This window comes from Paralcaligenes sp. KSB-10, from assembly GCF_021266465.1.
Lineage (GTDB): Bacteria > Pseudomonadota > Gammaproteobacteria > Burkholderiales > Burkholderiaceae_B.
In genome coordinates, this window is sequence record NZ_CP089848.1 from 1,240,237 (window position 1) to 1,266,398 (window position 26,162).

The window sequence follows — 26,162 nt, forward strand, 5'->3', positions numbered from 1 at the left end:
TAAAGCTTTCATGACCATCCACACCCGCTACAGCCAGGTCGACGACCTGATCGATTCAGCCGGTTTTCTCACACAAACCCGCCATCATTTGCATCACAACCCGGAACTTTCATTTCACGAGGTGGATACCGCCGAGCTGGTCGCGTCGCGCCTGGAAGAATGGGGCTACCAGGTTACACGCAAAGTCGGCGGACATGGCGTCGTGGGAACGCTGAAACTGGGCAAGGGGGCACGCAGTGTCAGTGTGCGCGCCGATATGGACGCGCTACCCATCCAGGAAGAAACCAAGCTGCCCTACGCCAGCCGCCATGCCGGCCGGATGCACGCGTGCGGACACGATGGCCACACCACCATGCTGCTGGGTGCGGCCCGCCATCTTGCCCAAAAGCGGAATTTTTCCGGCACGGTACACCTGGTGTTCCAACCAGCGGAAGAAGCCGGGCGCGATAGCGGAGCCCAGCAAATGATTGCCGACGGGCTGTTCGAGCGCTTTCCGTGCGACGCCATCTTCGGCCTGCACAACCATCCCGGATATCCAGTGGGCACCTTCATGTTCGGCAGCGGCCCCTTCATGGCGGCCTCCGATACGGTCAAGATCACGATTCACGGCCGCGGCGGCCACGCGGCGCGCCCCCATCTGGCCGTCGATCCGGTGCTGATCGCCGGCAGCCTGGTCATGGCGCTGCAAAGCGTCGTGTCGCGCAATATCGACCCTACGCAAACCGCCATCGTCACAATCGGTACATTGAATGCCGGTATCGCGCCCAACGTTATCCCCGAATCCGCCACAATGGGCTTGAGCGTGCGCTCCTTCAGCGCCGATGTGCGGAAAAAACTGCAGCAGCGTATTACCGAACTGGTCACGCTGCACGTACAGGGCTATGGCGGCAGCGTGGATATCGACTATCGGCAAGGCTACCCTGTCGTGGTCAATAGCGAAGCCGAAACCGAATTCGCCCGGGGCATAGCCGAAGAACTCGTCGGCCCCGCGCGGGTAATCGCGCCTTTCGGCCCCATCACCGGCAGCGAAGATTTCGCCTATTACCTGCAGCACAAGCCCGGCTGTTTCCTGCGTTTGGGCAATGGCGAACACAGCCCCATGCTGCACAACGCTTCGTACGATTTCACGGACGACAACCTCACCGTTGGCGCCGCGTACTGGGCAAGGCTGGTGGAACGTTTTCTCGGGCAGGAGACACAGGTATAGCGGAAAAACAGGCCGTCAGGATGGGCATAACGGTCTTTCTGTGTCGATCACTCAAAAAAAACCTATAATAGAGCGCATTCGGCCTAGACTTTCGTCTTCGATAAGGCTACATTGCCGAATAGATTTTCAAGTTCGTTGAAATTAGTACAAGCCAGTACCAGAAACAGTACTTTTTTGCTCAAACCTTCACACCTTGATAGTCTCCCCTAGAGTATCGTGCTCGTAATTTTAAAGGTTGCAAAAATGAAAACAGAAACTGGTATCGTTAAATGGTTCAACAACGAAAAAGGCTTCGGCTTTATCACTCCTGAGTCGGGCGGCAAAGATCTGTTCGCCCACCACACCGACATCGTCGGCACCGGCTTCAAATCGCTCGAAGAAAACCAGCGGGTTTCCTTCGAAGTAGCTGAAGGCCCCAAAGGCCCCCAAGCCAAGAACATCCAGTCCGTCTAAACACGGAATGTTCGAAAAAGCCCACCGCATGGTGGGCTTTTTTTATGGGCAACGTTCTTGAGCGCAGCAGTGCTGCAACACGACACATAGCTTCTGGGGCATTTTTGGTTCGAGTGTGTATACGGCAATGGATGCGTTTCAGTGGTTTTCGTTTTAAGCTGTTTTTAGGCTTGGGTTGTGCTTTGGGCTGCCTGTACTGGCTTGAACGATGGCTTTGGGCTGTGCGTTGCTGTGTAGTCTGTGTGGGTGCGATGGTAGTTCTATAAAGACGCCGCAGGGTGGGCGGTGCTGTGCAGTCCGGCACGTCCAGCGGTCGTGGTGCTACGCACCCCGACTGCCCGGGTCTGCCTCGTCCAGGCGGGCGTCGGGCCAACTCGCCTGGCCTCGCGAGGCCAGGCTCAAACAGGGCCCGCCGACAGCCCCCGCCTTCCCTTCGTCAGCACCCGGCGCTGGACTACCGCCGGACTGCACAGCACCACCCACCCTGCGGCTCGCGTTGAGGAAATGCATAGAGGTATACATTGGGGAAGCCGCGTTTAGCCAATCACAGGCTACGTTGAAGCGTCGGGCGCTTAGTAAATCTAGGGTTCGGCACAGCGTGGTGTAGTAGCCACTCGATAGAGGCATGAGTGCGGGCACGTTAACGGTTCTATAGCCGCAGACCCATTAACGGTAGGTGCAAGCACATTAATTCCAGGCAGGCCGTCTCCACACGCCGTCTATCCTTCCAGGCACACCGTTCCAGGTGCACCATTCCAGGCAATCGTTCTAGGCATGCCGCAATGTGAGCCGTCTATCGGGGCTTGGGGTCAGGACCGGCGTAAGGCGTGCGCCGGATGCTACCGTAGGGAAGGCGGGGGTAGTCGTCGGGCGTGTTTGAGCGGAGCCCCGCACCGCGGGGCGTAGCGAGTTCGCCCGACGCCCGCCTGGACGAGGTAGATCCGGATCAAGCACGCCGTGCCGGTCCTGACCCCAAGCCCCGATAGACGGCGTCTTTAAATACCAAAACCGTAAATACCAAAGCGACCAAAACACCGAATCCCATAAACAGCCGAATCAAAAATGCTCAGAAGCTCGTTCAAGCTATAAAATACGCTCCAAAAATGTTGCATTTTATTAACAATGTATATCATTAAGATACTAAACCTTGAATCTTTGTTTCTAGACCGGTGCCTGTAAGGTACGATATTCCCTACAAATTTTCTCTCGAACATCACGGCTACGGTCAGCCTCATTACTACAAGACCCGAGGCTGTCGAGAGGTCGCCAGGCAGCAGGGGCTTACGCCTGCATTGAACAGGCAGCTGCTTGTAACTTCAGTACTACATTGCTGCAGTTGGCTCATACCAGCGCAGTCGAGTACGACCTTATGCCGACACCGCACGAGATCACTCGAAACAGGGGGGCAGTACGCCAATATCGCGCAACCGTTCCCATCGCAGCGATTATGAAGGGCGTCACAGAGCAGCACAAAAAAGCCAGAATTTGCCAGGCGGGTGGCCTAGTAGTTTCGCTTGCCGCAACAAGTACCACGAGACTCAGGCGCCTACTGCGACGCCACTATAACAATGCCGGGAAACAATTCATCTATGCAAAATATGCTCATTGCCCTGGACGACGCCCTCCCCTTGGGTCTGGTCATATTGGATCAATATGGCGCAATCAAGCATATGAACCCCCCCATGCTCCAATGGTCCGGCCAGACACTGGAAACCGTGCTGAATCAGGATTTTTTGTCTGTCATTCCCGCAGTCAATGGCGAGGCTTTCCGCAGCATACAGGCGGAAAACCTGGAAGGCCTGGCGGCAGGACACAGCACGAATGAAAATCCGGACATAAGCGAAATCAGCCTGAATGCCGTATCGCCGCAGAACCGGCAACCCCGAGGCCTGATATGTTTTCCCCTGGGAGAACAGGCCCCCGGCCGGCACCACGCTCTGCTGTTTTACGATCCGGAGGAAACAGAATTATTTTATCGAGGGCTTGTTGCGGCTATCCACCAGCTGCAGTCCACGCACGCATCGCAGCTTCGCCTGCAAAAGAAACTGGAACGCGCCAACAATCATCTTCTGCAGTCTGAAAAGCTCGCGGGAATCGGGCAACTGGCGGCAGGTGTCGCGCACGAAATCAACAACCCGATCGGGTATGTCTTTTCCAACCTTAAAGCACTGGCCGGCTACATGCAGGACATGCTCAAGATTATCGATGCCATCGACGATACCGAAAGCATAAACGACCTGCGCCAGTTAAAACGGACATTGGAGTACGACTATATCCGGGGCGATATTGAAGCGCTTATCGTGGAATCCGAAGAAGGCATCGATCGGGTAAAAAAGATTATTACGACGCTCAAGGATTTTTCCCATATCGATGAAGACGTGTTTCGCCTGGAGGACCTGCACCGCGGGATCGACACCACTCTTAATGTCGCCAACAACGAGCTCAAATATAAAGCAAAAATAATCAAAGACTACGCCCAGTTGCCAAAAGTCGAATGCAACGCATCGCAAATCAATCAGGTACTCCTGAATCTTCTGCTTAACGCCGCTCAATCCATTGACAATTTTGGGACGATCACGATCAGAACCAGGCATGAGGAGCCATGGGTGCGGATAGACATAGAAGATACAGGCTGTGGGATGGATAAAGCCACGGCAAGCAGGGTTTTCGACCTGTTCTTTACAACCAAGCCGGTGGGCTCCGGCACAGGACTGGGACTCTCCCTTTCTTACAGCATCGTTCAAAAGCATCACGGCCGCATAGAAGTTTTCAGCACCCCGGGGAAAGGCTCGCAGTTCAGGGTCTGGTTACCCATAAGGCACATCGATCTACTTGATATCTAGGAGAACAAATATAATGCATGATGCACAGCCCGTAGAAGGCACATCGACCTTGCTGATCGTCGACGATGACAAAAACATTACCAGCAGCTTGCAACGAACCTTGCGGGGCAAGCCTTATCATGTATTGACGGCCGAAAACGGCGATACTGCGCTTCAGGTGCTGGAACAAAATTCAATCGACCTGGTCATTTCCGATGGCCGCATGCCGGGGATGGATGGAGCCGCGCTGCTTGCCGAGGTGCGGCGCCGCTGGCCCGACAGAATGCGCATGCTGCTGACCGGCTACCCGGATATCGGCGCCACTATCGACGCGATCAACGAAGGCGGGATTTATCGCTATATAAGCAAGCCCTGGGACGATGCGGAACTTTGCACAACCATAGAGCGGGCTCTCGCATCCCGCAACCACGCACGCCGGAAAACGCGGACAGAGCTGCGGCAAAGTCACGCCAAGACGGTGGAAATATTTTCATCATTGATAAACCAAAGGCTGCCTCAGGGCGGATCCCTGAACAAAGAAATCGCGGCCCTGGCGCACAACTTTTGCAAGGCCCAAGGGCTTCCCCAGAAGTTGATGGACGACCTCGCCTTGGCGGCCACTTTGTACAACGTCGGCAAGCTGACTTGGCCCGATGCGCTCATCACTGTGCCGGCCGACCAGATGGACAGAGAGCAACGGGAACGCTACCGCGACTATCCGTGCGCTGGGGGAAGCCTGCTGGCCGCGCTGGACCCCACCCACGATGCGGCGAAATTCGTACGGCACCATCAGGAGCGGTGGGATGGCACGGGCTTCCCGGATGGATTGGCGGGCCATGCGATTCCCCTGGGCGCGCGAATCCTGAAATTGGCCGTGGATTTCGTTGAAATGCGGGAAGGAATCGTGCTGACGCGCAGGCTGACGCGCGACGAGGTACTCGCCAACATGCCAAAGTATGCCATGCGGCTTTACGACCCCTTGCTGTGTCCCGAGTTCATCGAAGTGGCGGGTAAAGTCGACTCCCCCGGCCAGGAAGAAGAAGACAGCACAATCCTGGCTTTGACGATACCCTGTCTCGAACCGGGGATGATAATGGCCCAGGACCTGCATGCGGGCAGCGGCATGCTGCTGCTCAAAGGCGGTCAGGCCCTGACGGAAAGCCTGATCAACAAGCTCCAGATCTTCGAGGATGCCGATCAGGCGCAATACACACTGCATGTGCGCCGCCCCGATCAAAACGCCACTGAGGGCGGAGAATGAATAACAAGCCATTATCCGACGCGATATGGCCTGCCGAAGCCATATCCCCAGGCGAGGCATCGGGAAACAATCGCGAAACATTGACTCGCATGCCTGTACTCGTGGTGGCCTTTACCTTGATCTGGTTCGGCGTTCTGGGTGGCGTCCATTACCTATGGGCAGAAGGCGGCGCGGTGCTCCCTGCGTTTATTTCGCCGGATCGCGCCATAGTGTTTTTTTTGTGCGGCACAGCCATGGCTACAGCCAGAGACCGGGCCAACATCTCGCGCATTCTGGCTTGCGGCGCGTTGCTGGTGAGCGTATCGCATCTATACAGCGATCTGCTGCCCGCCGCCCCCCTGGATGCGCCTTCGGCCTTTGGAAGGCTGCCTCACGTCATGGCTTCGTGGGCCATGTTGACAACCATCCTGTCCCTGGGGCTGGTCTGCCGCAATCTGGGTGCGCCGGGCCGGCGCGCCTCGTTCTACTTGGGCATTGCCGCCACAACAGGCGCTGTCCTGGATCTTGTGGCTCAATGGGGATTCTCTTCAAGACTCTACGACAGCGCCGACGCCGCCAAGATAACAGCCATCATGGGAATTCTGGGTGGGTGTGCGGTCGTGGCCTTGAGCCGAAAGACAAGCCTGGAAGATGTATTGCGCGATAGAGCCATCGCCATCACTATTGTCCTGGGCACACTGGCATCGGTGCTTGGCTGGCATGTCGTGACTGAACAAAGCCTACGCACAACGAGCCACCATGATCAGGCGGCATTCAAACGCGCAGCGCTAAACGTAAAAAATTCGATCGCCGGCCAGTTGGCCCTGTTCGACAGGATGAGCAGGCGCTGGAATGCATTGGATGGAACGCCACCGGAAAAACTGGTCCGCGAGGAACTGGACAGTTATCTGGACAGCGTTGCATCGCTCAGTCTTATTGCGGTTCTGGATGACAATCACCGCATCCAATGGATACAAAGCAAAGACGGCGTGGCCCGCCGCTGGCTAGAGCAGAACCTGGCCGGCATGGACTACCGTCGGTGGCTGAACCGCATGCGAATAAATCCAGGCGCGCATCTGGGCTATGCGGAGGCCATTTTTCCGAAAAAAACGCTGGCGATCATTGCGGCCCCCCTGGCCGGCCCCGGCACACAGGGATGGACTATCGTTGCCGTCGAAAACATTTCAGCGCTGCTGTCGGAAGCTTTCGGGGCGAGCGACAGCCCGCTGCATTTTCGTGTCGAGCAAAATGGCCAGCCGCTTTTTGGCGAGGCGGCAAGCCAAGGCTATCTTTCGCGAGTCGGCGAATCTGCGATATCCCTGCGCCACGGCACTGTCTGGACCTTATCGTCATGGCGCACAGGGCCGCTGACCGAAGGGCTGGCGGCATTGCTGGCCAATATCGTACTGCTGGTGGGCCTTGCACTTACCGCATTCCTGATCAGAACACAACGACTGGCATCAGGCATTCGTCATCGCTCCATCCAGTTGCATCACGGCTCGCTCCACGATGCCCTGACGAACCTTCCCAACAAGCGGCAGCTCGAGCTGCAACTAAGCAGGGTCTGCCAGGCGGCAAAGGCTGAGAACGCCGCCGTTTGGGTCGTCTTGGTCAATCTCGATGGCATGAAACTCATCAACGACTCCATGGGCCATAACATCGGCGACAAAATCCTTGTGGAAGTCGCTCAGCGCATGCGTGAAGAAGTGGGTAAAAAAGGGGTTCTGGCCCGTATAGGCGGAGTCGAGTTCGTGGTTGTACATGCGGGTGTTGCGCGTCAAGATGTGCTTGATGCCACGCGGCGCATTATTGCCGCCGTTACCGGACCGTACCATATCGAGAATATGCAATTTCGCCTGACGGCCAGTGCGGGCATAACGGTTACCAACGATCACGCGGCCGAACCGATGGAGCTTGTGCGTGAAGCCGATCTGGCCATGACCCGTGCCAAGTACAACGGCCGCAACACGTGGCATGAATATACGACCGATCTGAGCGCACTCGTGGCCGAGCGCCTTTCATTGCGAACCGAACTTCAGAAATTCCTGGATGAAGATGGCCTCGAGCTGCACTATCAACCCCTGATCGACGGCAGCACAGGCCGTATAGTAGGCGTGGAGGCCCTGCTGCGTTGGCAACACCCGACTCGTGGATATATTCCCCCCTCGGTTTTTATTCCATTGGCCGAAGAAACCGGGCAAATCATTCCCTTGAGCGATTGGGTATTGAACACGGCATGCCGCCACATCAAAACCCTGAAAACGCGAAACCTGTCCGACTTTCCCGTGGTCGTGAATATCTCGCCCCTGCATTTTCAGAGAACCGATTTCATAGATAGCATCAGGAAGAAGCTGCAGACCTATTCCCTGCCCGCAAAATGCCTGGAAATCGAAATTACGGAAGGGATATTGCTGGACAATGCCACCCATACCATTACCAAGCTGAAAGAGCTGAAAGAAATAGGCGTGGCCGTATCCATAGACGATTTCGGTACCGGCTATTCCAGCCTCAACTATTTGAAAAATCTACCCATAGACAAAATCAAGATAGATCGCTCTTTCGTCAACGAGGTAATCAGCGACAGGCATGACGCCGCTATTGCAAAAGCGATTATCGACATAGCGCATCATCTGAATGTAAAAGTCATTGCGGAAGGAGTGGAAACAGAATCGCAGTACTGGTTTCTGAAGCGCAATTTCTGCGATCAGTTTCAGGGGTATCTGTTCGCCAAGCCCATGTCATTCGGAGACCTGGAGCAGCGGCTCAAAGAACATGGAGGCTGCGAAATCCTGCCGGAACCCAAATACAAAAAAGAATCCGACCGGACTCTCTTGTTGCTGGATGATGAAGAAAATATTCTTCGCGCCCTGGCACGGCTGCTGCGTCGCGACGGCTATCGCATTCTGACGGCAAAAACGCCGCCCGAGGCATTCTCGATATTGGCGACTCACGATGTTCAGGTAATTCTGTCCGATCAACGCATACCCGAAATGACCGGCACGGAATTTTTCAGCAGCGTCAAGAAAATGTATCCGGCCACCGTCCGTCTGATACTTTCCGGCTACACCGACCTGAAATCGGTCACGGAAGCCATCAACCGGGGTTCAATATATAAATTCCTGACCAAGCCCTGGGATGAAGAAGAATTACGCAGCGAAATCGCGCATGCTTTCAAAGGCTATGTGTCGTAAGGCGATCCATGTATTGCAGCCTGCGCGGCCCCTTGCCGACAGCCATGGCCGCACGGGAAAACGCTATGCTATGGTGCTGTGGGCACCATAGCGTTATTATTCGCCAAAGAACAACGAATAATGAAAACAACTTGCGCTCCGTCGATCCTCTCGCGGCTTGTATTGCTGGCCACGGCATGTATTGTGCCTGCCTCGTTGATGGCTGTCCTGCTTATTACCTACGACTATCATCAAGCCCGGACACAACTCACGCACAACTCAATGTCGACGGCCAGGGCGATGGTCCTGGCGGTTGACAGGGACTTCGCCAGCACAGAGTCCACTCTGATTGCCCTGGCCACGTCACCGTACCTGAGCACTCAGGATTATGCCGCCTTTTATAGACAGGCCAGCGAAATTCTTCGCGATCCGGCAAACATCGCCATTGCATTAAGCGACGCAGCGGGAAAACAATACCTCAACACCATTCGTCCGTATGGCGCACCGCTTCCCCGACAAAGCAATTCCCGTCAGCTGCAACGTGTTGCCGAGACGCAAAAAACGGTGATTTCCAATCTGTTTGTCGGCCCTGTAACCCGCCGGCCTCTCGCTGTCATGGGCGTCCCGGTCGTACGCAAAAACAAGGCCATCTATAACTTAAGCGCGGGAATGTTCGCCGAGCATTTCAGCAAACTGCTTGCCCAGCAAACATTGCCCCCAAACTGGATTGGCACTATTGTGGACAAGAGTGGAACGATTGTCGCCACCACCCACGACACGCATCGGCTCACAGGCATGCAAGCCCCCCTGAGCCTGATCAAGCATATGACCCTGGACCACGAAGGCTCGTTTGAAAATACCACCCTGGCGGGCGCACCCGCGCTGACTGTTTTCAGCCAATCTCCCATATCAGGCTGGACCATAGCGATAGAAATCCCGACCCAAAGCTTGGATTCCGCTTTGTGGGATAGATTCTTCTGGCTGATCTTCGCTACCGCCGCACTGCTGGCAGGCAGCCTGGGCTTCGCCTGGCTGATCGGCGGAAAGATAGCCCGATCGGTACGCGGCCTGGCCTCTCCGGCGCTTGCGCTGGGACGCGGCGAACCGGTCAAGCCATCGTCATACCATCTCAAAGAAGCCGACGAAGTCGGGCTGGCCTTGGTAAAAGCCTCCGAGATGCTTTTTCATGCCCGGCATCAGGCCAACCACGATCTTCTCACCAAACTCAGCAACCGGTCGCTTTTTACGGAAATCGTCGATCAGCAGTTGCGGCTTCTAGGAAGAATCCACAGCCACATGTCCATTCTCTACATCGACCTGGACGGTTTCAAGGCGGTCAATGACGAACATGGCCACGCGGCGGGAGACAAGCTGCTGCGTTTGGCGGCCGAACGGCTCAAGGCGGGAATACGGGAGTCCGACGTTGCCGCGCGGCTGGGCGGCGACGAATTCAGTGTCCTGCTGGTCAATGCCTCGATGGCGGACGCGGAAATGATCGCCAAGAAACTCGCCAAGAGTCTTTCCGTTCCATACCAGCTTGACACATTATCCGTCGAGGTTTCGGCCAGTATCGGCGTAGCCAGCTTTCCCGAGTCGGGAACCACCAGCAAGGCGCTTTTGCACAGCGCAGATCATGCCATGTACAAAGCAAAGGCGATGGGCAAGGGGTGTGTGGTTGCAGAAATCAGCTAAGGAATACTCATCTATGCAAATCCGTGCCTATCAAGCCGCCGACGAAGAGGCTGTCATCGCCCTCTGGCACGAATGCGGGCTGGTTCGGCCCTGGAATAATCCGCGGCGCGACATTGCTCGCAAGCTTACCGAACAGCCTGAACTCTTTCTGGTGGGCACTGTAGCGCAAACCCTTGTCGCCACCGCCATGATCGGCTTCGATGGCCACCGCGGCTGGCTCTATTATCTTGCGGTTGCGCTCACGCATCGTCATCAGTCCTATGGCCGGCAGCTCGTGCAGGAAGCAGAGCATTTGCTGATCCAGCGCGGCTGCCCCAAGCTGAATCTGCTGGTGCGCTCCTCCAATTCAAAAATCATCGAGTTCTACCAGAAACTGGGCTACGCCCAGGACGAAGCAGTCAGCCTGGGGCGCAGGCTTATTCCCGATCAGGATACCTGAGCTTTCCCCGGTCAGGCTCACCGGCCGCTAGAGAATTTTTGGTTTAAGTGTTTACGGGGGTGGACGCGTTTCAGTGGCTTTCGTTTTGAGCCGTTCAGGTCTGAGTTTATTACCTTGGACGGCAGTTCTATTAAGACGCCGCAGGGTGGGCGGTGCTGTGTAGTCCGGCACGTCCAGCGGTCGTGGTGCTACGCACCCCGACTGCCCGGGTCTGCCTCGTCCAGGCGGGCGTCGGGCCAACTCGCAGTGCCTCGCCCGCGAGGCACTGCTCAAACAGGGCCCGCCGAAAGCCCCCGCCTTCCCTTCGTCAGCACCCGGCGCTGGACTACCGCCGGACTACACAGCACCGCCTACCCTGCGGCTTGCGTTGAGGTCATGCATCGAGGTATACGCTGAGTCGGCAAGTTCATTCCAGGCATGCCACTACGCGAGCCGTCTATCGGGGCTTGGGGTCAGGGCCGGCGTAAGGCGTGCGCCGGATGCTACCGTAGGGAAGGCGGGGGCTTTCGGCGGGCGCTGTCTGAGCCCAGCCTCGCGAGGCTGGGCGAGTTCGCCCGACGCCCGCCTGGACGAGGTAGATCCGGATCAAGCACGCCGTGCCGGCCCTGACCCCAAGCCCCGATAGACGGCGTCTTCAAATACCAAACCGTAAATACCAAAGCGACCAAAACGTCAAATGCCGCAAACACTTCGAACAAAAAATGCTCTAAGCAGGCCTTTGCCGCAACGAGTCGATCCAGTCCGGGTTGGGCTGGCCCACCCATGCCAAGGCCTGGGCGCGCGATGGTGCGCGCCACACTCCGCCGCCTATGCTCGGCAGCGGTTTCACGCCATACCAGAACCAGCGGCCGTCTTCGTCCTGCGCCACCCAGTTCCATCCGTGCGGAGCGCCCGACCAATCCGGCTCATTTATTTCGACAGACATTCCATTCCCTGGATCACCGTTATCGCCCGGCGGCATAGGCTTGAAGCAGCCGTGGCGAAGCAGCGGCGTGCATCAGGCCATCTTCGTCACGCGACACTGCGGTCAATCGCCCGATACTCCATTCCGGCGACTCTTCAATCTGATGCCCGCGCCGCTGCAAGTCGTCGATCACCTCGCGGCCATAGCTGCTTTCGATTGTAATATTTCCGGGCTTGCGACCGCGTGGATAAAAGGAACTGGGAAAATGCTGTGTGTGAAACATGGGCATATCGATGGCTTCCTGCAAATTGAAGCCTTGCTGAATATGCCGTAAAAACAGGATCAATTGCCATTGCTCCTGTTGATCGCCTCCGGGTGTGCCGAAAGCCATGTAAGGCACCCCGTCTTTTGACAGGAACGTGGGGCTCAGCGTGGTTCTCGGCCGCTTATAAGGAGCCAGCGTACCGGGCAGACCTTCTTCGAGCCAAAACATTTGGGCCCGGGTATTCAGGCCAAAGCCCAAGCCCGGTATCACCGGCGACGATTGCAGCCAGCCGCCCGATGGCGTGGCCGCAATCATATTGCCCCAGCGGTCAATGACGTCAATGTGCGTGGTATCGCCCTTCTTGGCCGACACGAGCCGGTTTGCCTTATCCATGGCGGAAAGAGGCGTGTCATCCGCCGTTTGGGGCGACAGGCGGTTCAGGACAGCCATGACGCGCGCGACTTGCGCCTCGTAGCCCGGGATTATGCCTGGGCTCAATTCATTGAATGCCCGGTCGCCAATAAGGCAGCTGCGCACCCGGTTATAGTCGTCGGACAAAAGCACGGACAGCGGAACATCGATGAAATCGGGATCGCCGTAATAGGCTTCACGATCGGCGAAAGCCAGCTTCATGGCTTCAACCAGCAGGTGCACGAAACGCGGGTCGCCCGGCTTCAGGCTTGAAATATCGGTGTGCTTGAGCAAGGCCAGCACTTGCAGGAATGTCGGGCCCTGGCTCCACGGCCCCGTTTTGGCGACATTTATATTTCCATATTGGTACTGCAGCGGCGCTTCGTAACTGGCCGACCAGCGGGCCATATCGTCGCCCCTTATGACTCCTTTATGCGGCGCCCCGCTTTCGTCCATCACTTCCGTATGGGACGCGAACCGATCGATTGCCTCGGCCACAAAGCCCTTGTAAAACACTTGCCTGGCCATTTCGATTTGCTTTTCGCGATTGCCTCCGACGCTTTCCGCCTCGGTCAGCAAGCGGCGCCAGGTATTGGCCAGCGCCGGATTGCAAAAAAGCTTCTTTCCCTTGGGAACGGCACCTTGAGGCAAGTAGACTTCGGCCGAAGTCGGCCAATATGCCTCAAAAAAATCCTTCATGCTCGCAATGGTGTTGGACACGCGCGGCAGCAGCGGATGGCCTGTCTGGGCGTAATAAATGGCCGGCTCCAGCACATCGCGCAGCGACTTCGTGCCGTGGTCGCGCAACAGGATCATCCATGCGTCGAAAGCGCCGGGCACCACCGCAGCAAGCAGCCCGTTGCCGGGGATAAGCGTTAAACCTTCAGCCCGATAGCGGTCCAGCGTGGCGGCGCCCGGCGTAGTGCCCTGCCCACACAGCACTTCGATTTTTTTTGTGGCTGCCGAATAGAAAATGCCCGGCACTTCACCGGCCGGCCCCACCAGATTGGGCTCGACCACATGCAACACGAACGCGCTGGCCACGCACGCATCGAAGGCATTGCCGCCGCGCTCCAGCATCGACATGCCTACCGCTGTGGCAAGCCAGTGAGTCGAGGTGACAACACCGAAAGTGCCGGTGATTTCCGGACGAGTCGTAAACATAATCGATAGCCTGAAACGAAAAAAGACTGGAATAAGCCAAACGGCAATGGCCTACTGCTTGGCCAGTTCCACCCCTTTCAGGCGAATCAGGCCGTCGGGATAGGGAACAAACCCCTTTACCCGTTTCTGCACGGCAAAGGTCCAGGGTAGATAGTAGGTGTAGAAAATGGGCCGTTCAACCTGCATCCGCTGAAGGAATTCCGCATAAAGCGCCTTGCGTTTGCCGGTATCCTGCTCCACTCGCGCATCGACCAGCAGCTTGTTGAGTTTTTCGTCGCAGAACTTGCCATCGTTGAGGCTGCCCTTGCAACTGACATATTGAAACACGTTGCCGCTGGGATCGACGCGGCCCGACCAACCGGCTTGCCCAAGCTGAAAATCGCCGCGCGCCAAAGTGGATTGCAAGGCGGCAAACTCCATGGGCCTGAGGCTGATGTCGAATCCGGCTTCGCGCCCCGTCGCCTGTATCAGTTCCATGACCTGCTGCATAATAGTATTGGTGCCATACGAGATTTCAACCTTGACCCGATCAAACCCTGCCTCCTTCAACAAGGCACGCGCCTTTTTTACATCGCGGCCTTTACGCTCGACGCTCTTGTCGTAAGCAAAACTGGCGGGAGGGAAAGGCTGGAAAGCGGGCTGGTACAGGCCCATCCCCACGACCTGATTTATGGCGTCCCTGTCGATGGCTAGATCAAAAGCCTGCCTGACCCGCGCATCTTTCGCAAAGGGGTTGCTGGCCCCTCGAGGGCCATTGGCAAAATTGACCGAAATGGCCTGGAAGCCCAGGCCGGTAATCGGCATGAATACGAGGCTGGGATCGTTCTTGACTGTTTCGGCGTCGCTCGGGGCAATGCGCTCGGCCATATTCAGCCCGCCGGCGCGCAGGTCGTTGAGCCGCACCGTTGCATCGGGAACGGGCTTGAAGATGACCGTATCGATATGAAAATCCTTGGCATCCCAGTATTGCGGAAATTTTTCCAGCACGATGCGGTCGTTCTGGACGCGCTCCTTGAAACGATAAGGGCCGGAGCATACGGGATTTTTTCCTGGATCTTTATCGAAGCTTTTCGGCGACTGCATCATGCCCGCACGATCGGACAACTGCGACAGGAACGATGCGTCTGGCTCGGACAAATGGAGCACGACTGTCCTGGAATCCGGCGCGTCGACGCTGACCAGCGTTGCCAGCTCGCTTTTGCGATTGCTGTCGGGCAATGTCTTGGCGCGATCGAGGTTGGCCTTGACCGATGCGGCATCGATAGGAGTGCCGTCGTGATAGACGGCTTTATCGCGTAAAGTGAATTTAAGTGTTTTATTGTCGAGCCACGTCCATAAGGTGGCCAATTGGGGAACGATTTTCAGGTCGGGAGTAATTTCAACAAGCTTGTCGCACAGCGACGCAAATACGATACGACCCACGAATGTCCTGGCTCGCACCGGATCAAGCTGGTCCGGATCGTCCTGCAAGCCTATTTTCAGGGTAGTCTGGGCAAACGCCGCGCTCGATAAAAGCACGCCCGCTATCGCCGCGATTTTCAGGATTACCTTGTTCATGATCAAGCTCCAATGGAAATGAGTTGTTTCGTTGGCGGATTAGATTCTTGGAACATCAAGCGGTGCCGGTGGGCCAGGCTGGGCAGGCGAGCTCGAACCCGCCACGCCAAGGACCCGGGGCGGGGAATCAAGGGAGCAACTGTCTGAGCGTGACGCTTGCGCACAGCCCGGGGGGCTGTGCGCCACGCGAGTTTTGCGACCGCCCCGAGCCAGGTCCTTGGCGTGGGCAGCCCTGGCACAGCCAGGGCCGGGTGAGGCGAGCCTGCCCAGCCTGGCCCACCGGCACCGCTGGCGCGGGCATCGGCAATACCGTCCGGCATCAATAGACCCCTACAGAATGGCGCGCCACAAAATGACCCTTGCCGACCTCCACCAGAGGCTCGACCAGCGGATCATCGCCCACACTGCGCACGGCGCTGGGAATTTCATCCACCAGTAGCGAGTGCTCCCGGTGCCGCCGCGAAGGGTCGGCAATCGGCACGGCAGCCATGAGCTTTCTGGTGTAAGGATGTTGCGGACTCTCGAAAATGGCGCTGCGCGGGCCGATTTCAACCACCTGCCCCAGATACATCACCACCACTCTATGGCTGACGCGCTCCACCACGGCCATATCGTGGGAAATGAACAGGATGGACAGGCCCAGCTCACGCTGCAGGTCCAGCAACAGATTGACGATCTGCGCCTGTATGGATACATCCAGGGCGGACACCGATTCATCGGCAATAATGATTTTCGGGTTCAAGGCCAGGGCCCGCGCGATGCAAATGCGCTGCCTTTGCCCGCCTGAGAATTCATGGGGATAGCGGTCTATCATTTCAGGACTCAGGCCGCACTTGTCCATCAGCCAGCGCACCCGTTCGTACGCTTTGCGCCCTTTGGCCACGCCGTGGATCAGCAACGGCTCCATAATTGAATAACCGATGGTCACGCGCGGATCGAGCGATGCAAAGGGGTCCTGGAACACGAACTGGATGTTCTTGCGCAAGGCCTGCATCTGGCCCGCACTCAAAAGGCTTATATCCTGCCCCGCGAAAAGAATTTTCCCGGCACGCAGCCGCTCCAGCTGGGCCAGGGAGCGTCCGGTGGTGGTTTTGCCGCAGCCCGACTCACCCACCAGGGCCAGCGTTTCGCCCGGATATAAATCGAAACTGACCTGCTCCACGGCATGCACCCGCCGACGCACGCGGCCAAACAGGCCGCTGGCAATATCGAACCGCGTTACCAGCTTATCGACTTGCAGGAGCGGCCCTTGCTCATATTTAACCGTGGATGACAGCGGCAGCGGCTCTTCATGAGCGGACGCGGCGTCGGCACCCAGCAAAGCAAAGGGCGTGGGCTGGCCTATGCCTTTCATGGAGCCCAGTTTCGGCACCGCGGACAACAAGGCTTTGGTGTACCAGTGCTGAGGCTGATTGAATAAAGCATCGGATGAGTTTTCTTCCACCTTTTCACCACGATGCATCACCATGACCCGGTCCGCCACTTCGGCCACGACCCCCATGTCATGCGTGATGAAAATCACGCCCATATCCATGTCCTGCTGCAATTGGCGTATAAGCTGCAGGATCTGGGCCTGGATGGTGACATCCAGGGCGGTGGTGGGCTCGTCGGCAATCAGCACCTGCGGCCGGCACGACAGCGCCATGGCGATCATGATGCGCTGTCGCATGCCGCCCGACAATTGGTGAGGATAGCGGCCTTGTATCGCACGGGCATCGGGAATGCGCACGGTTTCCAGCAGGCGCAGCGTTTCCGCCTGGGCCGCGGCCGCATCCATGCCTTGATGCAGGCGCAGCGCCTCGGCAATCTGATTGCCGGTGGTAAAGCTCGGGTTCAGGGACGTCATGGGTTCCTGAAAAATCATGGCGATGTCGGCGCCGCGTATCGTCCTCATGGCGGGCTCGCTTGCGGCCACCAGATCGAGCACGTCGCCGCTGCGGCGGCGCAACAGGATTTCGCCGTGTGTAATGCGGCCCTTGCCAAACTCGACCAGGCGCATCACCGACAAGGACGTTACCGACTTGCCGGAACCCGACTCCCCCACAATCGCCAGTGTCTCGCCCTTTTCCACGTAAAAGGACACATTGCGCACCGCCTGGACCAGGCGATCAGGGGTTTTAAAGGAAACGCTCAAGTCTTCAACCTGAACGACACGCTCTGCATTCATCATCGGCATATGTCAACTATCCTGACGCGGGTCCAGCGCATCGCGCAGGCCATCACCCAACAAATTGAATCCGAATACCACCAGGAAAATCGCCGAGCCCGGAAAAACCGACATCCAGGGCGCCTGGATCATGAAATTCTTTGCCGTATTCAGCATCGACCCCCAGGAGGGATCGGGCGGCTGCAAACCCAGCCCCAGGAACGACAGGCTCGCCTCGGCAATGATTGCGCTGGCAATCAGGATGGTTGCCTGCACAATCAGCGCCGGCATGATATTGGGCAATATGTGGCGCAGGATGATGCGGCGGTTCGAGGCACCCAGCGAGCGCGTGCTCTGGACGTAATCCTCATTCTTGACCGACAAGACCTGGCCGCGCGCCAGGCGTATGAACAACGGTGCGGCCGACATCCCGATGGCAATCATGGCGTTGATCAGGCTGGGGCCCAGGAACGCCGCCAGTGCAATGGCAAGAATCAGAAACGGAATCGAAAACAGGGCTTCCGTCACGCGTGAAATACAGCCGTCGATCCAGCCGCCGAAATAACCCGCCAGCAAACCGAACGGCACACCGACCATCAGGGCGATCAGGACCGAGCACATACCCGCCATCAGGGACGCGCGCGTGCCATACACCATCCGGCTGAAAATATCGCGCCCCAGTTCATCGGTGCCGAACCAGTGTGCCGCCGACGGCGCCTTGCGGATGACCGAAAAGCTGACCTGCACCGGATCGTGGCCGGCAATGAGCGGAGCCAGTATGGCAACCAGGACAAAAAACAGGACAATGACGGCCCCAAGCACGGCCGAACGATTCCGCTTGAATTTGCCCCAGGACCGGTTCCTGCGGCGAGGAGCGGCGCCGGCATTCATGACTTGCGCGTTCATGCGTACCTCAGCCGGGGGTTGACAAGGATATACAAGATATCGGCAATCAAGGTAAGAGTAATAAAGCCTATCGCGATGCACAGCACAATGCCTTGCACCACGGCGTAATCACGGTTGAACACGGCGTCGACCAGCAATTTTCCAAATCCCGGTATGCCGAAAATCTGCTCCGTCAGCACCGCTCCGGCCAGCAGTTCGCCAAACAGGATGGTTACCAGCGTCACGATCGGCATCAAGGCATTGCGCAAGGCATGACGCAGCACCACCACCCATTCCGAAGCGCCTTTGGCGCGCGCGGTACGTACGTAGTCGGCGCTCAGGGCCTCGAGCATGGCCGAACGCGTATGGCGCATCAGGTAGGCGCTGATAACCGTCGACAGCACGGCCGCGGGCATGAGCATGGTTTTAAGCGACAGGCCGAGATCTTCGCTTGGCGGCACAAAGCCCGAAGCGGGAAGCAGCTTCCAATGGACGGCGACGATCATGATCAGGATGATGCCCAGCCAGAAATTGGGTATGGACATTCCGGACAAGGCAAACAGATTGGCTCCGAACTCGAGCCGCGTGCCTTTTTTTACCGCGGCCAGTATGCCCAGGGGAATTCCTATGAGAATGGAAAAAAACATGGCCATCACCGCCAACTGGATCGTGACGGGCAGCTTTTGTTTGACCAGAACCGTGACGGGAATATCGGTACGCAGCGACACGCCCAGGTTGCCCTGCCCAACCTGCTTGACCCAGGCCAGATACTGCACCGGCAAGGGATCGTTCAGGCGGTATTTTTCCCGCAAATAGGTCAGTACGGCCGGATCCCGCTCTTCGCCCGCCATGGCCAGCACCGGGTCGCCCGGCAGGATTTTCTGCAGACTGAAAATAAGCATCGACACCAGTATCAGCGTCGGTATCGCCACAATTATGCGGCGCAAAATAAGTTTGAACATGCCAGGGTGCCCTGCAATGCTTGATAGATTGAAAGACAGGCCGTGTGCGTCAAAGCCGCTGCCTGGTTGCGGCCTTGACGTGCTGCGTAGGCCTGGGGCCTAGTTTTTGGAGAAAGACACGCCCTTCAGGCGGATCATGCCATCCGGATACGGCGTGAAGCCTTGCACCTTCTTGCGCACGGCGAACGGCCAGGGCTGGTAATACGTATACAGGCTGGGCAGATCGTCCTGCAAAATAGTCTGGGCCTGATCGTAAATAGCCTTGCGCTTGGCTTCGTCAGGCACGGTGCGGGCTTCCTTCAGCAATTTGTCCACCTCGGGATTGCAGTATTTGCCGTCGTTCAGGGCACCGCCGCAGGTCACGAAATTGTAGATATTGCCATCCGGATCCACCCGGCCCGACCAGCCGCGCATGTCGACCTGGAAGTTGCCCTTGGAATCGTCCGCCAGCATGGCGGCATATTCGGTGGGACGCAGGCTTAGCTGGAACCCGGCCTGGGCCGCCATGGCCTGCACCATTTCGGCCGTCGAAGACGCAATCGTATTGTTGCCGAAGGTCAATTCAGCCTTGACGGTTTCCATGCCGGCTTTTTTCAGCAGCGCCTTGGCCTTGGCGATATCGGGCTTGGTGACCGGGAACTTGTCGCTGTGGTAAGGGCTGGCCAGGGGAAAGGGTTGCTGCGCCGGGATGAAAATGCCGCCCCCGATAACCTGATTGATGGCATCGCGATCGATGGTCAGCTGGAAGGCCTGCCGGACCAGCTTGTTGCTGAACGGATTGGTCTTGGCCTTGGGGCCATTGGCCACGTTGAACATGAATTGCTGGAAACCCAAGCCGGTGACGGGTGCGAACACCAGGCTTGAATCGGCCTTGACTTGCGCCACATCGGACGGATTCAGCCGCTCAAGAATATCGATGCTTCCGGAACGCAGATTCTGCAGGCGCACGGTTGTATCGGGAATGGGCATGAACACCACTTTCTTGAAGGCAAAGTCTTTGGCGTCGTAGTACTTGTCGAATTTTTCCAGGACGATGCGGTCGTTCTGCACACGCTCCACGAATTTGTAAGGACCCGAGCAAATCGGATCGCGCCCCACCGTAGCGGCGTTATCGGCACCCTGGAAGCTTTTGGGCGACAGCATCATGCCGGCACGGTCCGACAGTTGCGCAAGCAAGGTCGCGTCGGGCTGCTTCACCGTAATGACCAGGGTGGAGGGATCAGGGGCATCGACCTGCTGGATCGAAGCCAGCTCGCCCTTGCGCTGGCTTTCCTTCATGGTTCGGTCGCGATCCAGATTGGCCTTGGCGGCCGCCGCATCGAACTTGGTGCCGTCATGGAACAAGACATCATTGCGCAGCTTGAACGTCAAGACCTTGTTGTCGGGACTCCAGGACCAGGACGTGGCCAATTGCGGAACAAACTGCAGCTTGGCATTGATATCGACCAGCTTATCGCACAAGGACGTAAAGACGATGCGCGACACATACGTGCGTGAACGGGCCGGATCGAGGGTATCCGGGTCCTCCTGCATGCCGATGCGCAAGGTTTGCGCAAAACTGGCCGTGGCCGCCGCGCCCAGCACCAGTCCGCCCAGCAAAACCGTGATTTTTTTCATATGTTTGTCTCCTGATTGATCTTATTGTCTTAAAACCCGACGGCCTGACCGTCGCGCCGGCTGTCGCTGGCCGCCACATACCCCTTCTCGTTGTCGTCCTCGGACATGCGCCAGATAAACTGCCCGGCGCCGAAATCCATATAGGGATCATAAACAGACTTGAATTTATGTCCAAGAGACTTCAAGCCTTCGACCGTGCCGGCGTTCATGTTCGGCTCGATATCGAGGGTAAAGTCGCGGTTCACTTTCCAGCGCGGAGCGCAGCAGGCGGCCTGAGGCTGCTGATCGTAATCGATCATGCGCACAACGGTCTGCAAATGCCCCTGGGGCTGCATATCGCCCCCCATGACGCCGAAGCTCATGACCGGCTTGCCATCTTTGCTGAGGAATCCGGGAATAATGGTATGGAACGGCCGCTTGCCTCCTCCGACCACATTGGGCGAGGCGGGGTCCATGGAAAATCCGACTCCGCGGTTCTGCATGCTGATCCCGGTGCCCGGCACCACGACGCCTGAGCCGAAGCCCATATAGTTCGACTGAATGAACGAAACCATCATGCCGCTTTCATCGGCGGCTGTCAGATAGATGGTGCCTCCCGCATACGGCCGGCCGGCCGCGTAGGTCCCGGCCTTGTCCAGGCGAATCAGCTTGGCCCGGCTGTCGAGGTAATTGTCGTCCAGCATCTGCAGCGGCGTGATGTCCATGGTGCGCGGTTCGGACACATAACGGTATAAATCGGCGAAGGCCAGTTTCATCGCTTCGATCTGGACATGCTGCGACTGCACGGAATCGACCGGCATATTGCGCAGGTCGAAATGTTCGGCAATCCCCAAAGCCATCAAGGCCGCAATGCCCTGGCCATTGGGAGGGATTTCATGGAGCGTATAGCCATGATAGTTCCTGGATATGGGTTCGACCCATTCCGGCCGGTAGTTGCGCAAATCGTCGAGTGTCATGGCGCCATTGCCTGCACGGCTGAACGCGGCGATCTTCTCGGCCAGCTCGCCTTCATAAAAATCGCGCCCGCGGCTTTGGGCAATGCGCTTCAGCGTGACGGCGGCATCGGGAAAACGGAAATGCTCTCCTACTTCGGGGGCACGGCCCTCGGGCATGAATGCCTGGGCATAGCCCGGCTGGTCTTTCAGCTCTTTTGCCGCCTTGGCCCATTTTCCCGCCACGATCGGCGGAACGGCATAGCCCCGTTCGGCGATTTCGATCGCCGGCTCGAACAAAACCTCGAAAGGCAGTTTGCCGAACTTTTCATGCAAGGCTGCCCAGCCCGCCACGACACCAGGTACGGTGGCGGAATCCCATCCGCGTATCGGCTGATTGGCCTGGCCATTGCTGTCGACGCCATGCTTGCGCTTGAAGTACTCGACATTCCAGGCCGCCGGCGCCACGCCGGATGAATTCAGGCCATGCAGCTTTTTGCCATCCCACAAGATCGCGAAGCAATCCCCGCCGATTCCGCAGGAAACCGGCTCGACCAGTACCATCGTGGCGGCCGCGGCAATCACCGCATCAACCGCATTGCCGCCTTTGAGCATCATGCGCAATCCCGCTTGCGCCGCCAGCGGGTGCGAGGTTGAAACCACATTGCGCGCAAACAGGGGGGCGCGAATGGAAGGGTAAGGATTGGTCCAGTTAAAGTTTTTCATACAAGCGCTACAGATATTTGGGGGGCTTTTAAGCTACTATCAATCAATCATTAAATCAATTTAGTTTTCATATTTGAACTACAAGTTTTTCTTATGAGTACCATACGCTTCATGCGCACGTTCCTGGCTGTGGCCCGTCATGGATCCTTTTCCGACGCCGCGGAACATGTCGCCCTGACCCAGGCGGCGGTCAGTTTGCAGATGCGTGCTCTGGAAGAAGAGTTTGGCCGCCAGTTGTTCGATCGCAGCGGCAGGTTGGCTTCGCTCAACGCAGCGGGCCAGGAAATCCTGCCCGAAATCGAGCATCTGCTTGCGCTTTACGACCGTATGCGAGTGCCCAAGCCGCCGCCGGGGCAGTTCGTCGGGAATTTGACCATCGGCGCCATCGTCTCCTGCATGAGTATCCTGGCAAAAATCGTGTCGGAACTCAAGAGCGAGCATAAGGAGTTGGGAATACGCCTGGTCTCGGGCAAATCCAGCGAGCTGAGCCACAAAGTCCAGGCCGGCGAGATCGATGCGGCGTTCGTGGTGGGCGTCGGCAAGAAGTGGGCCGGCACCCGATGGAAAATGCTTTATCAGGAGCCTTTGCGGCTCATCACCCCGAGCACTGTCATTGGCGATGACCCCAGGGAGATCCTGAGAAGCCACCCTTTTCTGCGCTTTGACCGCACCCAGCATACCGGAGGTCAAATAGACCGGGTTTTAAAAAAAATGGGAGTCATTCCCGACGACTTTCTCGAGCTGAACGCCATCGAGCAGGTGCTGGATCTGGTCGGACACGGTGTCGGCGTTACGATCCTGCCCCTGCTTCACACCGTGAAGTGGAACAAAGCCCATAAGCTGCGGATCCTGCCCTTGCCCGAGGATCTGGGTTCAACTACCCGCGATATCGGCATGCTCGAACGCCGCGACCACCGTTTGCAGGACGCCACTGAAATGATTTTTGGGCGCTATTCGCGCAGCCTCACTTCTTTTCGGGAGCTATGAAAGGTTCGGGACGGTTCATGCCGTGATATTCGCGATTCGGCATCATGTCCGTACCAATGGCAACCCGGTTCGACAGGTTGAAAAAGCCCACTGTGTCGCACAGATCGAAGATGTCTTCGGAGCCAAGCCCCACCGCACGCAACTGATTCCGATCGTCGTCGACGACGAGGTGGGGAGTCGCAGTCAGTTTCCAGGCGAAATCCAGCATGGCGCGCTGGCGCGGATCCAGTTTCGCCACCCGATAATTCATGACCATCATTTCGCCGAGTTCCGGGTCGCCGGACAACTGGCGCACCGCCTGGCCATGAGCAACAAGGCAGTAGTAGCAGTGGTTCGCGCTCGACACCACGACCGCGACCATTTCGCGTTCAAGCTTGCTGAGCCCCGACGGCGCAAGCATGAGTTCGTTGTACATGGCCATGAAATTGCGCAGCTTGTTGGGTCGCAGGCTGTAGGCCGAAAGTACATTGGGAACCAGGCCAAGCTTGTCCATGCACTTCTGGTACACGGCCTTGATATCATCGTCCAGGGTGGCGGCGTCAGGGACCCCCAAGGCTGAAATGTGTGCGGGTTGCGGCATGGGACGGGCTCCTTTTCGTGATTGGCCTGATACTTCCCGCCACTTTATCAGGGTTCGAGGCAAACGCGGCGGGGGCGCCGATAAGCGGCACCGCATCTACGCAAGCGGAATGCGGGCCAAGAGGAATATCCGCTACAGCAAGGCGTGAAGCGCCGCGGCTTCCGCATGGATGGCGGCGGTATCGAAAACGGGAACAGCCACATCGGCGGCTTTGATCAGCAGGCCAATCTCCGTGCACCCCAGAATAATGCCTTCGGCCCCCTGTCGGGTCAGGGTTTCGATGATCCGCAGATATTCTTTCCTGGACGAGTCGGAAATAATGCCCAGGCAAAGTTCTTCGTAGATGATCTTGTGCACGAGGTTTCTGTCTTCCGCATCGGGAACCAGAATCTTCAAGCCATGGTGCGATTCGATGTAGCCTTTATAAAACTCCTGCTCCATCGTGAATCGCGTACCCAGCAAGCCGACTTTTCCGAGCTTGCTGTTCTTGATTGCATGCGCCGTTGCGTCGGCGATGTGCAACACCGGCAAGCCCCCTGTTTCCTGTATTCGGGAAGCAACCTTGTGCATGGTATTGGTGCAGACGACCACGAAATCCGCTCCGGCCTTTTGCAGGGCTTGCGCGCATTTTCCGAGATAATCGCCAGCGGCCGCCCAGTCGCCCTCGTGCTGAAAGGTTTCGATTTCCTGGAAATCAACGCTATACAAAACGATTTTTGCCGAATGCAGATCGCCCAGCCGTTTCTTGATGACGGTGTTGATGATCGTGTAATAGGGAACAGTGGACTCCCAGCTCATTCCGCCCAGCAAGCCTATGGTTTTCATACTCAGTCCTTGGAAGCAGCGCTCATCGCAGCATCAGGACATTTTATAGGCCAATCAAGTGCGCCGCCGCCGAAGTGCCATGCACGGCCACGCATGGCACTTCGGTGCCGCGGCGGCCTCGCTAGGGAGTATTTTTGGCCGCTTTGACCGCACCCTTCCATTTTGCAAGCTCGTCGACCAGAAAGGCCTGCGCCTGCTCGGGCGTACCACCCACCGGCGTGGTGTTCGCCGCTGTCAGTTTTTGCCTGAGATCTGGCGCGTCCAGGGCGGCCTTGAGCACATGATTGATTTTTTCAACCACCGCACGCGGCGTTCCCTTGGGCGCAACAATTTCGTACCACAGCATCAATTTGAAATCCGGGTAGCCGGATTCGGCGAGGGTCGGGACTTTTGGCGTTATGGCCGAACGCTCCAGGGAAGTGATTGCCAAGGGCCGCAATTTACCGGTTTCGAAATAACTGCCAGCCCCCTGATAGCTGATGAATATGGCCTGGACCCGGCCCGCGAGAACGTCCAGCAATGCCGGATTTATTCCCTTGTAAGGCACATGTATCATTTTTATCCCGGCCGCGGCGCTGAACAGTTCCATAGCCAGGTGCACGGCGGAACCTTCGCCTGAAGAACCAAAGCTCACGCCACCCGGATTCGCCTTGGCCATCTTGACGAACTCCGCGACATTGTGCGCCGGCACTTTGCTGCCCACGGCCAGATACACGGGTTGTGTGGCGATCAAGGAAATCTGCGTGAAATCTTTCAGCGGATCATAACTGGGAGTTGGATTGACCGTGCTATTGATCGCGTAAACAAAGGCATCGCTGGTATTGAGCAGCAGCGTGTAGCCATCCGGCGCGGCCCGGCTCACATGCTCGCTGCCTATGCTGCCGCTCGCGCCGGGACGGTTTTCAACAATGACGGGTTGCCCGGTGCTCTTCGACATCTTGTCGGCAAGCAGCCGCCCCAGTGTATCGGTGAAGCCGCCTGCCGCCCAGGGTACAACAAGGCGGATGGGCCGGTCGGGATAACTGCCCGCCGACGGGCCGGCCGCGAGCGCCGTATTGGCCAAAGGGGTGCCAAACAACATAAGCAACAGCATATTGCGTAGGATCTTCATGTTATTTACCTTAAAAAGTTATTCGATTCAATCCCTGCCTCTCCTGCCTACAACTTGCACCGGCTGC

At 57.4% G+C, this 26,162-nt stretch carries 19 protein-coding genes; 8 read left to right on the forward strand and 11 right to left on the reverse strand.

Annotation, left to right across the window (positions count from 1 at the left end):
• Positions 1 to 10: 10 nt before the first annotated feature.
• From LSG25_RS05715 to LSG25_RS05745, 7 genes are all read left to right on the forward strand, one after another.
• A complete protein-coding gene (locus tag LSG25_RS05715; RefSeq protein ID WP_232743734.1) occupies positions 11 to 1,207 on the forward strand; it encodes a M20 aminoacylase family protein in 1,197 nt (398 codons plus the stop codon).
• Positions 1,208 to 1,450: 243 nt separating this feature from the next.
• On the forward strand, positions 1,451 to 1,660 hold the full coding sequence (locus LSG25_RS05720) for a cold-shock protein (RefSeq protein WP_232743735.1): 210 nt from the start codon (positions 1,451 to 1,453) through the stop codon (positions 1,658 to 1,660).
• A 1,589-nt stretch (positions 1,661 to 3,249) separates the two neighbouring features.
• Positions 3,250 to 4,503 (forward strand): ATP-binding protein, encoded by a 1,254-nt coding sequence (locus LSG25_RS05725; RefSeq protein WP_232743736.1) that lies wholly within the window; start codon positions 3,250 to 3,252, stop codon positions 4,501 to 4,503.
• Between the two features lie 13 nt (positions 4,504 to 4,516).
• Positions 4,517 to 5,743, forward strand: coding sequence for an HD domain-containing phosphohydrolase (locus LSG25_RS05730; protein WP_232743737.1), 1,227 nt, complete (start codon positions 4,517 to 4,519; stop codon positions 5,741 to 5,743).
• A complete protein-coding gene (locus LSG25_RS05735) occupies positions 5,740 to 8,913 on the forward strand; it encodes an EAL domain-containing protein (RefSeq protein WP_232743738.1) in 3,174 nt (1,057 codons plus the stop codon). Before LSG25_RS05730 ends, LSG25_RS05735 begins: the two co-directional genes overlap by 4 nt.
• A gap of 120 nt (positions 8,914 to 9,033) precedes the next feature.
• Positions 9,034 to 10,584: a sensor domain-containing diguanylate cyclase gene (locus LSG25_RS05740; RefSeq protein WP_232743739.1), complete on the forward strand. Its 1,551-nt coding sequence runs from the start codon at positions 9,034 to 9,036 to the stop codon at positions 10,582 to 10,584.
• 13 nt (positions 10,585 to 10,597) lie between these two features.
• Positions 10,598 to 11,023, forward strand: coding sequence for a GNAT family acetyltransferase (locus LSG25_RS05745; RefSeq protein ID WP_232743740.1), 426 nt, complete (start codon positions 10,598 to 10,600; stop codon positions 11,021 to 11,023).
• 706 nt (positions 11,024 to 11,729) lie between these two features.
• Here LSG25_RS05745 and LSG25_RS05750 read toward each other — a convergent pair.
• From LSG25_RS05750 to LSG25_RS05785, 8 genes are all read right to left on the reverse strand, one after another.
• Complete coding sequence (locus LSG25_RS05750; RefSeq protein ID WP_232743741.1) at positions 11,730 to 11,948, reverse strand: hypothetical protein; 219 nt, start codon at positions 11,946 to 11,948, stop codon at positions 11,730 to 11,732.
• Positions 11,949 to 11,967: 19 nt separating this feature from the next.
• Positions 11,968 to 13,767, reverse strand: a complete 1,800-nt coding sequence (locus LSG25_RS05755; RefSeq protein WP_232743742.1) for a gamma-glutamyltransferase family protein — start codon at positions 13,765 to 13,767, stop codon at positions 11,968 to 11,970.
• Positions 13,768 to 13,818: 51 nt separating this feature from the next.
• Complete coding sequence (locus LSG25_RS05760; RefSeq protein WP_232743743.1) at positions 13,819 to 15,324, reverse strand: ABC transporter substrate-binding protein; 1,506 nt, start codon at positions 15,322 to 15,324, stop codon at positions 13,819 to 13,821.
• A 319-nt stretch (positions 15,325 to 15,643) separates the two neighbouring features.
• On the reverse strand, positions 15,644 to 17,491 hold the full coding sequence (locus tag LSG25_RS05765) for a dipeptide ABC transporter ATP-binding protein (RefSeq protein WP_232744581.1): 1,848 nt from the start codon (positions 17,489 to 17,491) through the stop codon (positions 15,644 to 15,646).
• Positions 17,492 to 17,503: 12 nt separating this feature from the next.
• Positions 17,504 to 18,376, reverse strand: a complete 873-nt coding sequence (locus tag LSG25_RS05770; protein ID WP_232743744.1) for an ABC transporter permease — start codon at positions 18,374 to 18,376, stop codon at positions 17,504 to 17,506.
• A complete protein-coding gene (locus LSG25_RS05775) occupies positions 18,373 to 19,317 on the reverse strand; it encodes an ABC transporter permease (protein WP_232743745.1) in 945 nt (314 codons plus the stop codon). Before LSG25_RS05775 ends, LSG25_RS05770 begins: the two co-directional genes overlap by 4 nt.
• A 99-nt stretch (positions 19,318 to 19,416) precedes the next feature.
• A complete protein-coding gene (locus LSG25_RS05780; protein WP_232743746.1) occupies positions 19,417 to 20,934 on the reverse strand; it encodes an ABC transporter substrate-binding protein in 1,518 nt (505 codons plus the stop codon).
• 29 nt (positions 20,935 to 20,963) lie between these two features.
• On the reverse strand, positions 20,964 to 22,592 hold the full coding sequence (locus LSG25_RS05785; RefSeq protein ID WP_232743747.1) for a gamma-glutamyltransferase family protein: 1,629 nt from the start codon (positions 22,590 to 22,592) through the stop codon (positions 20,964 to 20,966).
• A gap of 93 nt (positions 22,593 to 22,685) precedes the next feature.
• On the opposite strand from LSG25_RS05785, the gene LSG25_RS05790 reads away from it, so the two are divergent.
• Entirely contained in the window at positions 22,686 to 23,579 is an 894-nt protein-coding gene (locus LSG25_RS05790) for a LysR family transcriptional regulator (RefSeq protein WP_232743748.1), read from the forward strand.
• Here LSG25_RS05790 and LSG25_RS05795 read toward each other — a convergent pair.
• The 3 genes from LSG25_RS05795 to LSG25_RS05805 form a co-directional block, all read right to left on the reverse strand.
• Positions 23,557 to 24,159, reverse strand: a complete 603-nt coding sequence (locus LSG25_RS05795; protein WP_232743749.1) for a peroxidase-related enzyme — start codon at positions 24,157 to 24,159, stop codon at positions 23,557 to 23,559. The genes LSG25_RS05790 and LSG25_RS05795 overlap by 23 nt on opposite strands.
• A gap of 132 nt (positions 24,160 to 24,291) precedes the next feature.
• Positions 24,292 to 24,984, reverse strand: coding sequence for an aspartate/glutamate racemase family protein (locus LSG25_RS05800; RefSeq protein WP_232743750.1), 693 nt, complete (start codon positions 24,982 to 24,984; stop codon positions 24,292 to 24,294).
• A gap of 121 nt (positions 24,985 to 25,105) precedes the next feature.
• Positions 25,106 to 26,095 carry a tripartite tricarboxylate transporter substrate binding protein gene (locus LSG25_RS05805; RefSeq protein WP_232743751.1) on the reverse strand — a complete coding sequence of 330 codons (990 nt, stop codon included), beginning with the start codon at positions 26,093 to 26,095 and terminating at the stop codon, positions 25,106 to 25,108.
• Between the last annotated feature and the right edge of the window lie 67 nt (positions 26,096 to 26,162).

Coding starts and splice junctions, on each gene's coding strand:
- LSG25_RS05745 (WP_232743740.1), top strand. CDS start 10,598: ATGCAAATCCGTGCCTATCAAGCCGCCGACGAAGAGGCTGTCATCGCC.
- LSG25_RS05770 (WP_232743744.1), bottom strand. CDS start 18,376: ATGAACGCGCAAGTCATGAATGCCGGCGCCGCTCCTCGCCGCAGGAAC.
- LSG25_RS05805 (WP_232743751.1), bottom strand. CDS start 26,095: ATGAAGATCCTACGCAATATGCTGTTGCTTATGTTGTTTGGCACCCCT.
- LSG25_RS05715 (WP_232743734.1), top strand. CDS start 11: ATGACCATCCACACCCGCTACAGCCAGGTCGACGACCTGATCGATTCA.
- LSG25_RS05780 (WP_232743746.1), bottom strand. CDS start 20,934: ATGAAAAAAATCACGGTTTTGCTGGGCGGACTGGTGCTGGGCGCGGCG.
- LSG25_RS05740 (WP_232743739.1), top strand. CDS start 9,034: ATGAAAACAACTTGCGCTCCGTCGATCCTCTCGCGGCTTGTATTGCTG.
- LSG25_RS05765 (WP_232744581.1), bottom strand. CDS start 17,491: ATGAATGCAGAGCGTGTCGTTCAGGTTGAAGACTTGAGCGTTTCCTTT.
- LSG25_RS05720 (WP_232743735.1), top strand. CDS start 1,451: ATGAAAACAGAAACTGGTATCGTTAAATGGTTCAACAACGAAAAAGGC.
- LSG25_RS05730 (WP_232743737.1), top strand. CDS start 4,517: ATGCATGATGCACAGCCCGTAGAAGGCACATCGACCTTGCTGATCGTC.
- LSG25_RS05785 (WP_232743747.1), bottom strand. CDS start 22,592: ATGAAAAACTTTAACTGGACCAATCCTTACCCTTCCATTCGCGCCCCC.
- LSG25_RS05750 (WP_232743741.1), bottom strand. CDS start 11,948: ATGTCTGTCGAAATAAATGAGCCGGATTGGTCGGGCGCTCCGCACGGA.
- LSG25_RS05725 (WP_232743736.1), top strand. CDS start 3,250: ATGCAAAATATGCTCATTGCCCTGGACGACGCCCTCCCCTTGGGTCTG.
- LSG25_RS05800 (WP_232743750.1), bottom strand. CDS start 24,984: ATGAAAACCATAGGCTTGCTGGGCGGAATGAGCTGGGAGTCCACTGTT.
- LSG25_RS05795 (WP_232743749.1), bottom strand. CDS start 24,159: ATGCCGCAACCCGCACACATTTCAGCCTTGGGGGTCCCTGACGCCGCC.
- LSG25_RS05735 (WP_232743738.1), top strand. CDS start 5,740: ATGAATAACAAGCCATTATCCGACGCGATATGGCCTGCCGAAGCCATA.
- LSG25_RS05755 (WP_232743742.1), bottom strand. CDS start 13,767: ATGTTTACGACTCGTCCGGAAATCACCGGCACTTTCGGTGTTGTCACC.
- LSG25_RS05775 (WP_232743745.1), bottom strand. CDS start 19,317: ATGTTCAAACTTATTTTGCGCCGCATAATTGTGGCGATACCGACGCTG.
- LSG25_RS05790 (WP_232743748.1), top strand. CDS start 22,686: ATGAGTACCATACGCTTCATGCGCACGTTCCTGGCTGTGGCCCGTCAT.
- LSG25_RS05760 (WP_232743743.1), bottom strand. CDS start 15,324: ATGAACAAGGTAATCCTGAAAATCGCGGCGATAGCGGGCGTGCTTTTA.